General features: G+C 67.8%; 13 protein-coding genes and 2 pseudogenes. 10 read left to right on the forward strand and 5 right to left on the reverse strand.

The window, feature by feature from the left end; all coding sequences use genetic code 11:
* Positions 1 to 253 precede the first annotated feature (253 nt).
* The 4 genes from HSX14_RS14550 to HSX14_RS14565 all read left to right on the forward strand — a co-directional run bounded on the left by HSX14_RS14550 (position 254) and on the right by HSX14_RS14565 (position 4,446).
* Positions 254 to 1,273, forward strand: a complete 1,020-nt coding sequence (locus HSX14_RS14550) for a TRAP transporter substrate-binding protein (protein WP_173175860.1) — start codon at positions 254 to 256, stop codon at positions 1,271 to 1,273.
* Between the two features lie 4 nt (positions 1,274 to 1,277).
* Positions 1,278 to 1,811 carry a TRAP transporter small permease gene (locus tag HSX14_RS14555; protein WP_173175862.1) on the forward strand — a complete coding sequence of 178 codons (534 nt, stop codon included), beginning with the start codon at positions 1,278 to 1,280 and terminating at the stop codon, positions 1,809 to 1,811.
* Entirely contained in the window at positions 1,808 to 3,130 is a 1,323-nt protein-coding gene (locus HSX14_RS14560; protein WP_173175864.1) for a TRAP transporter large permease, read from the forward strand. Before HSX14_RS14555 ends, HSX14_RS14560 begins: the two co-directional genes overlap by 4 nt.
* 146 nt (positions 3,131 to 3,276) lie before the next feature.
* Positions 3,277 to 4,446 (forward strand): Bcr/CflA family multidrug efflux MFS transporter, encoded by a 1,170-nt coding sequence (locus HSX14_RS14565; protein ID WP_173175866.1) that lies wholly within the window; start codon positions 3,277 to 3,279, stop codon positions 4,444 to 4,446.
* 9 nt (positions 4,447 to 4,455) lie between these two features.
* On the opposite strand, the gene HSX14_RS14570 is transcribed toward HSX14_RS14565, so the two are convergent.
* Positions 4,456 to 5,664, reverse strand: a complete 1,209-nt coding sequence (locus HSX14_RS14570; RefSeq protein WP_173175868.1) for an MFS transporter — start codon at positions 5,662 to 5,664, stop codon at positions 4,456 to 4,458.
* Between the two features lie 278 nt (positions 5,665 to 5,942).
* Between HSX14_RS14570 and HSX14_RS14575 the strand changes: the two genes are divergently transcribed.
* A complete protein-coding gene (locus HSX14_RS14575; protein ID WP_173175870.1) occupies positions 5,943 to 7,115 on the forward strand; it encodes a p-hydroxyphenylacetate 3-hydroxylase oxygenase component in 1,173 nt (390 codons plus the stop codon).
* 66 nt (positions 7,116 to 7,181) lie between these two features.
* Entirely contained in the window at positions 7,182 to 8,126 is a 945-nt protein-coding gene (locus tag HSX14_RS14580) for a p-hydroxyphenylacetate 3-hydroxylase reductase component (protein WP_173175872.1), read from the forward strand.
* 24 nt (positions 8,127 to 8,150) lie between these two features.
* On the opposite strand, the gene HSX14_RS14585 is transcribed toward HSX14_RS14580, so the two are convergent.
* Positions 8,151 to 8,342, reverse strand: coding sequence for a hypothetical protein (locus HSX14_RS14585; protein WP_173175874.1), 192 nt, complete (start codon positions 8,340 to 8,342; stop codon positions 8,151 to 8,153).
* Positions 8,343 to 8,897: 555 nt separating this feature from the next.
* On the opposite strand from HSX14_RS14585, the gene metC reads away from it, so the two are divergent.
* The 3 genes and pseudogenes from metC to HSX14_RS31630 form a co-directional block, all read left to right on the forward strand.
* A complete protein-coding gene (gene metC, locus HSX14_RS14590) occupies positions 8,898 to 10,079 on the forward strand; it encodes a cystathionine beta-lyase (RefSeq protein ID WP_173175876.1) in 1,182 nt (393 codons plus the stop codon).
* A 334-nt stretch (positions 10,080 to 10,413) separates the two neighbouring features.
* A pseudogene (locus tag HSX14_RS31625) lies at positions 10,414 to 10,974 on the forward strand (CHASE3 domain-containing protein); the annotation flags it as partial.
* A gap of 315 nt (positions 10,975 to 11,289) precedes the next feature.
* Positions 11,290 to 11,877, forward strand: a pseudogene (locus tag HSX14_RS31630) (methyl-accepting chemotaxis protein); the annotation flags it as partial.
* Positions 11,878 to 11,882: 5 nt separating this feature from the next.
* Here the strand turns inward: HSX14_RS31630 and HSX14_RS14600 are convergent.
* Positions 11,883 to 12,155: a hypothetical protein gene (locus HSX14_RS14600; protein WP_173175880.1), complete on the reverse strand. Its 273-nt coding sequence runs from the start codon at positions 12,153 to 12,155 to the stop codon at positions 11,883 to 11,885.
* A gap of 321 nt (positions 12,156 to 12,476) precedes the next feature.
* Between HSX14_RS14600 and HSX14_RS14605 the strand changes: the two genes are divergently transcribed.
* Positions 12,477 to 12,809: a hypothetical protein gene (locus HSX14_RS14605; protein WP_173175598.1), complete on the forward strand. Its 333-nt coding sequence runs from the start codon at positions 12,477 to 12,479 to the stop codon at positions 12,807 to 12,809.
* Positions 12,810 to 12,819: 10 nt separating this feature from the next.
* Here HSX14_RS14605 and HSX14_RS14610 read toward each other — a convergent pair whose 3' ends face one another.
* Both HSX14_RS14610 and HSX14_RS14615 read right to left on the reverse strand, forming a co-directional pair.
* A complete protein-coding gene (locus HSX14_RS14610) occupies positions 12,820 to 13,050 on the reverse strand; it encodes a hypothetical protein (RefSeq protein WP_111262897.1) in 231 nt (76 codons plus the stop codon).
* A 247-nt stretch (positions 13,051 to 13,297) separates the two neighbouring features.
* The gene (locus HSX14_RS14615; RefSeq protein ID WP_111262898.1) at positions 13,298 to 13,564 is read right to left on the reverse strand and encodes a hypothetical protein; all 267 of its coding nucleotides are present in this window, start codon (positions 13,562 to 13,564) and stop codon (positions 13,298 to 13,300) included.
* Between the last annotated feature and the right edge of the window lie 256 nt (positions 13,565 to 13,820).

Raw genomic sequence — 13,820 nt, forward strand, 5'->3', positions numbered from 1 at the left:
TAAAATATTAACAATATGCCTTGAAAGGGGTTTCGAGAGCGACACTTGATGATCTACATATAAAATATTCGTTAAATAGCTGAAAAATATGAATTAAATATTCCTGATAAATCACGTTAGCCTTTCGTATACCCGCCAGGCTCGCTTCTTTCTGTTGACAGGCAAGTGATAAAAATTAATGTATTAACGGTATTCGCTTCCCAGCCGCCAGCACCGATGTGACTGGCTACAACAACAAGACGGAGCTATCGCCATGAAATCCCTCGCAATTCCCGCGCTGTGCGCGGCGCTGCTCGGCGCCGGTTCGGCCCAGGCCGAGACCATCACCCTCAAGGTCGCCCACTTCCTGCCATCCACCTCCAACGCCCAGCTCAACATCATCGAGCCCTGGTGCGAGCAGCTGCGCCAGGAGTCGGCCGACCGCCTGAAGTGCCAGCTCTACCCCTCGATGCAGCTGGGCGGCACGCCGGCGAAGCTCGCGGACATGGCGCGCAACGGCGTGGCGGACATCGTCTGGACCGCGCCGGCCTATTCGGCCGGCAAGTTCCCCCGGGTCGAGGCGCTGGAGCTGCCCTTCGTCCTGCCCATGGGCGGCAAGGCCGGCAACGCGATCATCTGGGACTTCTACGAGCGCTACGCCCGGGACGACTTCAAGGGCTACAAGGTGCTGGTGGTGCACGGTGACGGCGGCATGAGCCTGCACGCCCGGGGCAAGCCGGTGCGCACCCTGGCCGACCTGGCCGGGCTCAAGCTGCGCGCCTCCAGCCGTACGGCGGCGAAGACCGTGGAAAGCCTGGGCGCGACCCCGGTCAGCATGCCGCCGGCACAGATGACCGAGGCCATCTCCAAGGGCGTGGTGGATGGCGCGCTCGCCGCCTGGGAAGTGGTGCCGGCGACCAAGCTCGACGAGGTGACCCGCTACCACAGCGACGTGCCCGCCGGGCAACCGGCCTTCGGCTACACGGTGCTGACCATGCTGATGAACCAGCGCCGCTTCGACAGCCTGCCGGCGGACCTGCAGGCGATCATCGAGCGCAATAGCGGCAAGGCGCTGTCCGAGCGTTTCGCCACCGCCTGGGATGCGGCCACCGCCAAGGCCCACGACGCGACGCCGGCCGACGGCCTGGTGGTGCTGGACGACGCCGCCTACGGCGAGATGCGCAAGGCATCCGATGGCGCGGTGCAGGGCTGGATCGACGAGGCGGATGCCAAGGGGCTGGACGGCAAGGCGCTGGTGGAGGCCGTGCGCACCCTGGCCGGCTCGGGGCACTGAGGCCATGAAGGAATCGCTGCATTTCGATCTCGACGCGCGCGATCAGGAGGGCCTGGTACGCCGGGTCCTGCTGCGCGTCACCCACGGTTTCGCCCTGGCGGGCGGCGGCATCATCCTGGCCCTGGTCGGCATGTCGGTGGTCTCCATCGTCGGTCGCAAGCTGTTCTCCACGCCCATCCGTGGCGACATGGAACTGGTGGAGGTGGGGGCCGCGGTGGCCATCGCCGCCTTCCTGCCGCTGTGCGAACTGCGCGGCACGCACATCCGCGTGGACGCGCTGACCAACTGGCTGCCCGCCGTAGTACGCCGGGTGCTGGACGCCTTCGCCCACCTGCTGTGCTGTGCAGTGGCCTGGCTGCTGGCCTGGCGCACCAGCCTGCAGATGCTCGACAACCGTGAGTTCGGCGACGTCACCACGCTGCTGTCGATCCCGTTGTGGATTCCGCTGGCGCTGATCGTGCCGAGCCTGGTGCTCCTGGGGCTCTGTGCCCTGGCCCGGGTGGTGCGGGTGCTGGGCGGTGCGGGAGGTGAGGCATGAGCGGCCTGGCGCTGGGGCTGATCGCGCTGGCGATCACCATGACCCTGTTGCTGCTGCGGGTGCACATCGGCCTGACCATGCTGGTCGGCGGCGCGGCGTGCTTCTGGGCGGTCAACGACGGCGACCTGTCGAGCCTGCTGTTCACCCTCAACGACCTGGCCTATTCGCGCCTGTCCAACTACGACCTGGCGGTGATCCCGCTGTTCGTGATGATGGGCCAGTTCGCCACCCACGGCGGCCTGTCGCGCTCGATCTTCCGCTGCGCCTCGGCCTTCATCGGCCACTGGAAGGGCGGCATGGGCATGTCCGCCATCGGCGCCTGTGCGGGCTTCGGCGCCATCTGCGGCTCCTCCCTGGCCACCGCGGCGACCATGAGCCACGTGGCGCTGCCCGAGCTGCGCCGGCACAACTATTCCGGGCGCCTGGCCACCGCGACCGTGGCGGCCGGCGGCACCCTGGGCATCCTCATCCCGCCGTCGGTGCCGCTGATCATCTATGCGGTGCTGACCCAGGAATCCATCGCCAAGCTCTTCGTCGCCGCCGTGGTGCCGGGGGTGATCGCCATCATCGGCTACGTGCTGGTGCTGCGGATCATGGTGGCGCGGGACGAGTCCCAGGCCACCGTCTCGCCCAGGGCGTCGCTGGCCGAGCGCGGCCGCGCGCTGGTCAACGTGCTGCCGGTGATCGGCGTGTTCCTGGTGGTGATCGTCGGCATCTACGGCGGCTGGGCCAACCCCACCGAGGCGGCCTCCATCGGCGCGGCGGCCTGCGGCGTCCTCGCCGTCACCCAGGGCGGCATGCGCTGGAAGGGCATGCGCGCCAGCCTGCTGGGCACGGCGGAAACCTCGGCGATGATCTTCCTCGTGCTGCTGGGCGCAGACCTGCTCAACTCTGGCCTCGCGCTGACCCAGATGCCGGGCGAGCTGGCGGCCTGGGTGATCGGCAGCGGCCTGGCACCGATGCTGGTGCTGGTGATCATCCTCGGCCTGTACCTGGCGCTGGGCTGCGTGATGGATTCGCTGGCGATGATCCTGCTGACCATCCCGATCTTCTACCCGATGATCATGGGCCTGGATTTCTTCGGCCTGAGCGAGTCCGACAAGTCCATCTGGTTCGGCATCCTCGCGCTGATGGTGGTGGAGATCGGCCTGATCCATCCGCCCCTGGGCATGAACCTGTTCATCGTCCAGCGCGCCGCCGGCGACGTGCCCTACGGCGAGACCGCCAGGGGCATCGTGCCGTTCCTCTGCTCGGACCTGGCGCGCATCGTCCTGCTGGTGGCCTTCCCGGGCCTGAGCCTGTGGCTGCTGAGCCTCTGATCGACCTGGCGTCCTGAGTGGGCCCTCGCGTTCGCGAGGGTGACGGTCATGCAAAGCGTCCGTACCCGACCCTGTCATCCCCGCGAACGCGGGGACCCACTGCACAGCCCGGCGCCTCACCCATCCGAACGACACCCAGGAACCCCATGACCGCCAACCCCAAGCGCCTGATCCTGCTGCTCGCCGCCCTGGTGGCCTTCGGGCCGCTGTCCATCGACATGTACCTGCCCAGCCTGCCGCTGATCGCCGATGACCTGGGGGCGCCGGAGGCGCGGGTGCAGTTGACCATCGGCGTGTTCCTCGCCGGGCTGTGCCTCGGGATGCTGGCCTACGGGCCGCTGTCGGACCGCTTCGGCCGGCGGCGCCTGCTGCTGGGCGGCATCGCTCTCTACCTGGCGGCCAGCCTGGGGTGCGCGCTTGCGGGCGAGGTCGAGCACCTGCTGGCCTGGCGCCTGCTGCAGGCCCTGGGCGGTGCGGCGGCATCGGTGCTGACGCGGGCCATCGTGCGTGACCTGTTCCCGCTGGGCGATGCGGCGCGGGTGCTGTCGCTGATGCACCTGGTGACCATGTTCGCCACCCTGGTGGCGCCGCTGCTGGGCGGCTACCTGATGCTGCTCGCCGGCTGGCGCTCGCTGTTCCTGCTGCTGATGGCCTTCGCCGGGCTGTGCCTGGCGGCGGTGGCGCTGAAGATTCCCGAGACCCACCCGCCCCAGGCGCGCAGCCATTCCCTGGCGGCGGCCTTCATCGCCTATGGGCACCTGGCGCTGCGGCCACGGGCGCTGGGCTACATCCTCTGCATGGGGTCGTGCTTCGCCGGGATGTTCGCCTTCATCACGGCCTCGCCCTTCGTCTACATCGGCCACTTCGGCGTCTCGCCCCAGGGGTATGGCTGGCTGTTCGGCCTGAACATCGCCGGCATCATCGTCGCCACCGCCGCCAATGCGCGACTGGTGGGGCGGCTGGGGCCGCGCCGGTTGCTGTTCCTCGGCGCGCTGGTGGCGGCGACGGCGGGGGCCGCGCTGGCACTGCTGGTCACGCTCGGCCTGGGCGGGCTGCCGGCGATCGTCGTTTGCGTGGTGCTCTACGTCAGCGTCACCGGGATGCTCGGCGCCAACTGCCTGGCCTCGCTGCTCGCCGAGTTCCCCCAGCGGGCCGGCGCGGCGGCGGGACTGGCGGTGGCGACCCAGTTCGGCCTGGGCACGGCGGCCAGCGCGCTGGTGGGCAGCTTCTACGACGGTACGCCGCTGCCGATGGCGCTGGTGATGGGCGGCTGCGGAGCCGGTTGCCTGCTGGCGGCGCTGTTCGCCCGGCGCTGAGCGGGACGGTTACGCCGTGTTCCTGCGTTGATAGCGGGCCAGCCACAGGCAGTAGCCGAGCAGCAGCGTGCCCCCCAGGGCCAGTACCGGCGGCGCGCCGAGGTGCGAGGCGAGCAGGCCGGCAGCGAGGCCGCCCAGGGCGTCGAAGCCGAAGCGGGTGGAGGTGTAGAGCGCCACGACACGGCCGCGCAAGGCCTCCGGGGCGCTGCTCTGCAGGATGATGTTGGTGCCGACGTTGCTGCAGGAGATGCCGAAGCCGAGCACCGCCATGGCCGCCAGCGACAGCGGCAGGTGGCTGCTCCAGGCGAAGACCAGCATGGCCAGGCTGCAGGCGGCGGAGGAGAGCAGGATCAGCCGCGACAGGGCGCTGCCGCCGGAGTGACTGGCGAGCACGATGCTCGACAGCAGCGAGCCGGCACCGGCCGCGCCCCAGAGCCAGCCGAGGGTGGTGGCGTCGCCGCCGAAGATGTCCTTGGCGAACACCGGCAGCAGCACCACGTAGCTCGACGCGGTGAGGTTCAGGGCCAATACGCTGAGGATCATCAGGCGGATCTTCGGGTCGCGTCGCGCGTATTCCAGCCCCTCGCCGAAGACGTTGCGGAACGAGCCCGCCGCCCTTGGCGTCGGCGCCATGCGCACCCACAGCAGCCCGGTCATCAACGCCAGGTAAGACACGGCGTTGAGGGCGAAGCACACCGCCTCGCTGACGAAGCCGAGCAGCAGCCCGGCCAGCGGCGGGCCGATGAAGCGCGAGAGGGTGAAGAGCATGGCGTTCAGGGCCAGGGCGTTGGGCAGGTCCGCACGGTCGTCGACGAACTGGCTGAGCAGCGACTGGCGCAGCGGCGTGTCCACCGCGTTGAGCACGCCGAGCAGGGCGGCCATGGCCACCAGCAGGGTCGGGCCGATCATCCCGCTCGCGGTGAGCGCCGCCAGGCTCAGGGCCTGCAGGCCGAGCAGTCCTTCGACGACGATCAGCAGGCGGCGCTTGTCGTGGCGGTCGATCCAGGCACCGGCGAAGGGGCCGACCAGCAACTGCGGCAGCAGGGCGGCGCAGGTGGTGACGCCGAGCAGCGCGGCGGAGCCGGTGAGGCGATAGACCAGCCAGGCCAGCGCCACCTGCTGGATCCAGGTGCCGAGGGTGGAAATGCAATGACCGGTGAAATAGAGGCGGAAGTTGCGATGGCGCAGGGCACGCAGGGCGTTGGGCAGCTGGATCATCGAGGGCGTTCGGGCTGGGCTTGGGGGCTGGGTTCTCGGCGGTGAATGCTAAAGCAAAAGATGGATCGTTAATACATTAATTGTTCGTGGGCGGCGGTGTTGCCGGAAATCGGCGATTCGCCATGGAAAGTGCAATCGAGTATCCGGAACGTGCATTTTTAGCCCGGCACCACCTCTTCATAATGACCCCAGGCCACCGCCATGGGCCCTTTCACCAAAGGGCGCCAGGGCTTCTCCCGAACGGTGGCGACTAACAATAAATAGACTGGGTATCCCGCATGAAAAAGCCAAATCCTCTGCTCGCCGACCTCCGTGCCATCCTGCCCGCCATCGCTGCCAACGCCGCCCGCGCGGAGCAGGAGCGCATGGTGCCGGCCGAGAACATCGCCCTGCTCAAGGGCATCGGCATGCACCGTGCCCTCCAGCCCAAGGCCTATGGCGGCCTGGAGGTCTCCCTGCCGGAATTCGCCGACTGCGTGGTCGCCCTGGCCGGCGCCTGCGGGGGCACTGCCTGGGCCTTCAGCCTGCTGTGCACCCACAGCCACCAGCTGGCGATGTTCTCCAAGCGCCTGCAGGACGAGATCTGGGGCGAGAACCCGGACGCCACCGCGAGCAGCAGCATCGCGCCGTTCGGCAAGGCGCAGAACGTCGAGGGCGGCATCATCCTCAACGGCGAGCTGGGCTGGAGCAGCGGTTGCGACCATGCCGAATGGGCCATCGTCGGCTTCCGCCGCCCGGCGGGCGAGGGCGAGCCGCCGGTCTACTGCTTCGGCGTGGTGCCCCGCGCCGACTACGAGATCCGTGACGACTGGTTCGTCGCCGGCATGCGCAGCAGTGGCACCAAGACCCTGATCCTCAAGGACGTGTTCATCCCCGACCACCGTATCGAGGCGGCCAAGGACATGATGGAAGGCCGCTCCGCCGGCTTCGACCTGTACCCGGACAGCAAGATCTTCTACGCCCCCTATCGCCCGTACTTCGCCAGCGGCTTCGCGGCCATCAGCCTGGGCGTCGCCGAGCGCATGCTGGTGGCGTTCGCCGAGAAGACGAAGAACCGCGTGCGCGCCTACACCGGCGTCAGCGTCGGCACCGCCACCCCGGCGCTGATGCGCCTGGCCGAGTCCACCCACCAGGTCGCCGCTGCCCGTGCCTTCCTGGAGAAGACCTGGCAGGAGCACGCCGAGCACGGTGAGCGCCATCAGTACCCGGATCGCCAGACCCTGGCCTTCTGGCGCACCAACCAGGCCTATGCGGTGAAGATGTGCATCCAGGCGGTGGATCGCCTGTTCGAGGCCGCCGGCGGCACCGCCTGGTTCGAGTCCAACGAGATGCAGCGCCTGTTCCGCGACGCCCACATGACCGGCGCCCACGCCTACACCGACTACGACGTGTGCGCGCAGATCCTCGGTCGCGAACTGATGGGCCTCGAACCCGACCCGAGCATGGTCTGACCGGCTCCGCCTCCACCCCGATCGTCCACCTGCCAGCCGGGCGTTGCCCGGCTGCGAGGATTCGCCATGACCCAACAGAACAATGAAGCGGGCTTCGACCCGCGTGCCTTCCGCCGTGCCCTGGGCAATTTCGCCACCGGAGTGACCGTCATGACCGCCGCCGCCGACGGGCGCCGCGTGGGTATGACCGCCAACAGCTTCAACTCGGTGTCGCTGGACCCGCCGCTGGTGCTCTGGAGCATCGACAAGCGCGCCACCAGCCACGAGGTGTTTTCCCGTGCCGGGCACTTCGCGGTGAACGTGCTGGCCGCCGACCAGATCGACATTTCCAACCAGTTCGCCCGCCCCAGCGAGGACCGTTTCGCCGGGCTGCGCGTGGAGGAGGGCGCCGGTGGTGCGCCGCTGCTGGAGGAGTGTGCCGCGCGCTTCGAGTGCGAGAAGTACCAGGAGCTGGACGGCGGTGATCACTGGATCCTGATCGGCAAGGTCGTCGCCTTCGACGATTTCGGTCGCGCGCCGCTGCTCTATCATCAGGGTGCCTATTCGGCGGTGCTGCCCCATCCGCGGCTGCTGAAGAAGAACGAGGCGGCCACCCGTACCGCCTTCCAGGGGCGCCTCAGCCACAACCTCTACTACCTGATGACCCAGGCGGTGCGCAGCTACCAGGAGGACTACCAGCCGCGGCAGCTCGCCACCGGCCTGCGCACCAGCGAGGCGCGCATGCTGATGGTGCTGGAGAAGGACGCCAGCCTGGACATGGCCGCGCTGCAGCAACTGGTGGCGATGCCGACGCGGGAGATCGAGGCGGCGGTGGATACGCTGACCCGCAAGGGCATGCTCTGCGGCGATGCCAGCGGTTGCAGCCTGACCCCGGTGGGCATGGACCAGGCGGAAACCCTCTGGGAGATCGCCGAGCAGCAGCAGGAACGGGTGTTCTCGCGCTTCAGCGAACAGCAGATCGAGGCGTTCAGGGACGTGCTGCGGGCCATCGCCTGCCTCGGCGAGGCCTGAGCCGTCGGGGCGGCCAGGCGCGCGTCAGACGGCGTCGCGCATGGCGCGCAGGTCCAGGGCGTCCTGGTTCATGCGCTGGATGACGATGAACAGTTGCTGGCGCAGGGACTCGTCGCCGATTCGGTCGGCGGCGCGCATCACGGCGATGGCGGCGTCCTCGTTGTGGATGGCGACTCTTTCCAGGTTCTTGCGCAGATCTCTTGCAACGCGTGTCACGGGTTCGGCCTCGGGGAAAACTGTGCGCAGCCTAGGGGAGGAATGTTGCGCTGTGGTTGCAGCGCTCCTGGCTGGCGGTGAAGGATGTTCCAGGCAAAAAAAAACCGACCTGCAAGAGGTCGGTCCATGCCCAGGCGGGCCTGCCAATCAGAAGCATTCTGCATGCATCCATCTGCCGTTGGATGCAGGGCCATCATCGTGGGGCTGGATGACGGTTTCATGTCGTACCTGTGACGTTTTCGTTGGCTCTGTCTGCGTCAGCTGTCTTGACCTGAGGCGAAGCCTCATGCGCGGTGTTTTCCGGGCATTCATGACGCCCTGTAACGCCCCGCCCCGTGGGTTTCGCTTCGCTCTACGCCACCCTACGGGAGCCGTTGCGCGCCGGGCCTGATGCGCACGGCGATGAAGAGGCAGGCGAGGAGGTTGGAGCAGCGGCCAGACGCCCCTTTCGGGAGGCCGGGCGCTGCCGGGCCGGTCGGTATTGGGGCGCCTTCGTGAACCACGGGCAGGCTTCAGGTAGCATCGGCTGCTTCGACGATCCTGGCCCGCCTCGCAATGAACAAAGACGATATTTCGAAATTCGACATCAGCACCCAGCTGACCATGCTCGGCCGCGACCCGGCGGAGCAGTTCGGCTTCGTCAACGCGCCGCTCTACAAGGGCTCGACCATCATCTACAAGACGCTGGACGACATCGAGGCCCGGCGCAGCCGCTTCTCCTACGGCACGGCGGGGTCGCCGACCATCGCCCACCTGGAGGACGCCTGGACCCAGCTGACCGGCGCCGAGGGCACCGTGCTGTCGTCCTCGGGCCTGGGCGCCGTGGCCCTGGCGCTGTTCAGCACCACCAAGGCGGGCGACCACATCCTGGTGCCCGACAGCGTCTACCGGCCGACGCGCAACTTCTGCAACCAGATGCTGGCCCGCTACGGTGTGACCACCACCTACTACGACCCGATGATCGGCGCCGACATCGAGCGCCTGATCGGGCCGAACACCAGCACCCTGTTCCTCGAGGCGCCGGGCTCCCAGACCTTCGAGGTGCAGGACGTCCCGGCGATGGTCGCGATCGCCCGCCGTCACGGCGTGAAGACCATCCTCGACAACACCTGGGCCACGCCGATCTTCTTCCGTGGCCACGACCACGGCATCGACCTGACCGTGGAGGCCGGCACCAAGTACCTGGGCGGCCACTCCGACATCCTGCTCGGCCTGGTGACGGCCAACCAGGCCTGCTGGCCGGCGTTGCGCGCCACCTACGACGCCATGTCGATGCTGCCCGGTGCGGAGGATTGCATGCAGGCGCTGCGTGGCATGCGCACGCTGTTCCTGCGGCTCAAGGAGGCGGAGCGGCGGGGCCTGGAGCTGGCCCGCTGGCTGAGCGAGCGCCCCGAGGTCTCCCGCGTGCTGCACCCGGCCTTCGAGAGCTGCCCGGGGCACGCCCACTGGAAGCGTGATTTCAAGGGGTCGTCCGGGCTGTTCTCCATCGTGCTGGCCCCCGGCTACAGCCGCGACGGCCTGGCGGCGATGCTCGACAACCTGTCGATCTTCAGCATGGGCTTCTCCTGGGGCGGCTACGAGAGCCTGGTGATCCCCTTCGATTGCCGCACCTACCGCACCGCGACGCACTGGCAGGCGGAAGGTTTCGCCCTGAGGCTGCAGGTCGGCCTGGAGGACATGGACGACCTGAAGAACGACCTGGCGCGCGGCTTCGAGCGCCTCGCCGCCGCCAGCTGATCCGCTTCATCGGGTGGGCGCGGGGGCAGGCTCGTGCGTTGCGCCACCTGCCAGAAGCCATCCGACGCATGGCGGGAAATCAACCCGGCGATGGGCGGTCGGAGCTTTGGAGGGGGCCCGGCGGCCGGGCCCGCAAACCGGGGCGGAGCCCCGCGGAGCGACCACCATGTTTGCCAACCTGACCATTGCCAAGAAGCTCGGCGGCGGTTTCGCCCTCGTGGTGCTGATCATCCTCGTGCTGGTGCTGACCACGCGAAGCAGCTTCGTACGCATGGATGAGTCGGTGCAGTGGAACATCCACACCTACCGCGTCATCGACCGTGCGGGCAGCCTGATGCAGGCGCTGACCGATATCGAGACCGGCATGCGCGGCTTTGCCCTGGCCGGGCAGGACGAGTTCCTCGAACCGCTGAACGCCGGGCGCGCCGCCTTCGACAGGGACCTGGCCGAGCTGCGCCAGCTCACCGCCGATAACCCGGTGCAGCAAAAGCGCCTGGCCGATATCGAAGAGCTACATCGCCAATGGCTGCAGGAAGACGTCGAGGGCATCCTGGCGCTGCGCCGCCAAGTCACCGCCGGCAGCGCGACGCCGGCCGACCTGGAGCGGCGCATCGTCGCCCGCGCCGACAAGGTGCGGATGGATGGCATGCGCAAGCGGGTGGCCGAGTTGCGCAGCGAGGAAGAGCGCCTGCTTGGTCAGCGCAACGAGAACCTGGCCGGCGCCGAACACTTCGCCCTGACCAGCCTGGTACTGGGTGGGCTGATCGCCATCGCCGCCTCGGTGGTCATCGCCTGGACCCTGTCCGCCTCCATCCGCCAGCGCCTGGCCGGGGCGGTGCAGGCGGCCAGGGGTATTGCCGAGGGGCGGCTGAGCTCGCAAATCAACACCAGCGGCGGCGATGAGGTGGGCGAGTTGCTGGGCGCCTTCCGCGACATGCAGGCGCGCCTGCGCGAGATGATCACCGGCATCCGCGAAGGCTCCGAGCGCCTGCTGGTTGCTGCGCGGCATATCTCCAGCACCTCCGGGCAACTGTCCCGCGCGGCGCTGGAGCAGTCGCAGGCCGCCTCCAGCATGGCGGCGACCGTGGAGCAACTGACCGTGAGCATCAGTCACGTGGCCTCCAACGCGTCGGAGGCCCATGGCATCTCCAGTGACTCCGGCAGGCAGTCCCAGGAGGGTGGTGCGGTGATCCAGCAGACGCTCGAGAGCATGGGGTGGATCGCCGAGACGGTGCGCAACTCGGCGCGGCAGATCGACGACCTGGGGGCCAGCGTCGAGCAGATCAGCTCCATCGTGAATGTCATCAGCGCCATCGCCGAGCAGACCAACCTGCTGGCGCTGAACGCAGCCATCGAGGCGGCGCGCGCCGGTGACCAGGGCCGCGGTTTCGCCGTGGTGGCCGACGAGGTACGCCTGCTGGCCCAGCGCACGGGGCAGTCGACCCAGGAGGTCGGCGGCATGATCCAGAAGATCCAGCAAAGCGCGCGGGACGCGGTGGCGAAGATGGAGACCGGGGTGGAGCAGGTGGGTAAGGGGCTGGAACTTGCCGGGGCAGCCAACCAGGCCATCGCCGAGATACGCAGTGGAGCATCGCGCATCGTCTCGGTGGTGGACCAGATCTCCCTGGCCCTGCAGGAACAATCCGCCGCCAGCCAGGATGTGGCCCGCAGCGTCGAGCGCATCGCGCAGATGGCCGAGAGTAGCAACCAGGAGATTTCCGGCGCCTCGCGCGCAGCCGCCAGCATCGAGGAGCTGGCGCTGTCGCTGGAGAGGCAGGTGGCGCGCTTCAGCCTCTGAAGGGCTCAGGTGACGTCGCGCCCCGGCAGCAGCTGGCTGTAGGGCGCTTCCGGGCCGGGGCCTGCGGAGCGGCGTAGCAGGCGCACGTCGGTGACCTCGATGCCGCAGTCGGTCAGCCAGTCCTGGATGGCCTCGCTGGAGCGCGAGGGGCGGGCCTTGCCGGGGAATTCGAGCGTGTAGATGGAAAAGCCGATGGCCTTGATATTGGGTATGTCCCGCGTGTTCATCTTCATGTGGCGGGCTTCACCCTTGAAGCTGTAGCTGATCAACCATTCCATAAGCGCCTGCGGCCCCGCCCCATTCCGTCCTGCACCGGCACGCCGATGACCCCTTGATATCAAGAGCGCAAAACTAGCAGAACCAGCGGGTCAGGCAATGCTAGCCATCTGCTGCAACCCCCGGGCTTGAGCGTTCTCGCAGCACGGCGACGAAGGGTGTGTGGCGGCATGCAGCGGATGGGCCTTTTTCGCGGTCAATCTCCTGTCGGTATCCACCTTCAGGGGGTTGTCATGTGCGGAGGCGTCGAAGTGGCGGGTCGCATCACCGGGAACGGCAGGGCCAGGCGGATTTATTTCCAGAGCCCCAGGGCGGAGCTGCCCGTGGTGCAGCCCGACGGTTCCATCGAATGGATTGCCTGGGGGCGCCGGCCACGGCAGCCCGGAGCCTTGCCCGCCAGCGGCTGGGCGCGGGAGAACTGCATGACGCTGGAGGCCTGGGAGCGCTATCGGCCCCAGGCGGTGAAGATCGCCGTGCAGCGCTACATGGAAAGGGACAGGGCCCAGCAGCCGCACTGGTTCGACCTCGTGGCCAGCCAGTGCCTGCAGGGGGTGTTGCTGGAAGCGGAGCGGGAGCGCCGTGTCTATGTGGTGATCGGGCAGCCGCCGCAGGGCTGCGAGTTCATCCAGGATCGCTGGCCGCTGATCGCGGCCTGAGGGCCTCGGGTCAGTTCTCGACCAGGTGCGTGGTGACCCCTGATACGCCGATTTCCTGGGAGGCGAGCACCTTGTTCTCGAAGGACGAGCCGCCCAGGTTGCGGTCCACCTCGAGCTGCCCGCGGTGCTCGGCGATGATGTGCGCCAGGGCCAGCTCCAGCCCCATTTCCTTCTCGGTATGACGGACGCGCAGACTTCTCGGCACGCCCCTGAGCTTGTACTGGATGTCGAAGTAATGCATTGCAGCCTTCCTTGTTGGCGAACCCGGCTCTCACTCCCGCAGCGATAGTGCCGCGAGAACCGGGGCCTGCGCCAGTCCGAACCGGAATTTTTCGTCGCCTCGGGTCGTGCCCGCACGCGGGTATGCAGGCAGGCTCGCCTGCGACCAAGGGGTTGGAGCGGCGAGGGGCCCTTCAGGTTCCGGCTCCGTGCAATGCGCCACGCATGAGCGCTGCCGAGGGTGGTCGTCGGTCCCGTCCTGCCGCGGTTCAGGCACCGCAGGTGCGGGGGCGGAAGCTGCGCCGGTTGGCGATGGCGATGGCGAACTCCTCGTTGAGCACCTTGCTCAGTTGCCTGATGGCCAGCGGGGAGGAGAGTTCGGCCAGGGTCATGCCGTGGAGGGTGATCACGTCCAGGTCGGCGCGGCCGGTGAACTGCAGGGAGAGGGTGCCGCTGTCGAGGCGGGTCGCCTCGCACATGTAGGCGGGCATGTAGAGGGTGAAGAGCTTGCCGATATCGGCCATACCCAGCGTCATATCCGTTCCTCCTTGAAGTGGATGCAAGCTGACCATCGGGTCACGGCTCAGCGTAGGCCAAATCCCGCAGCTGTAAATGCCGTCAGCGTGAGCCGGGTCACGTCGTTGAAAAGGGTATTCGCCCGTTCGGCCAATTTCCCCGTGCAGGCCGCAGCCCGCGTGGTTACGGGGTTATGACCAATCGGTCAGGAATCGTCTTTTTCATATGCGCATTTTTTGTATACAACGCGCTAGCCATATGGGGACACTTTTGTTT

It is taken from the genome of Pseudomonas tohonis, assembly GCF_012767755.2.
GTDB lineage: Bacteria > Pseudomonadota > Gammaproteobacteria > Pseudomonadales > Pseudomonadaceae > Metapseudomonas > Metapseudomonas tohonis.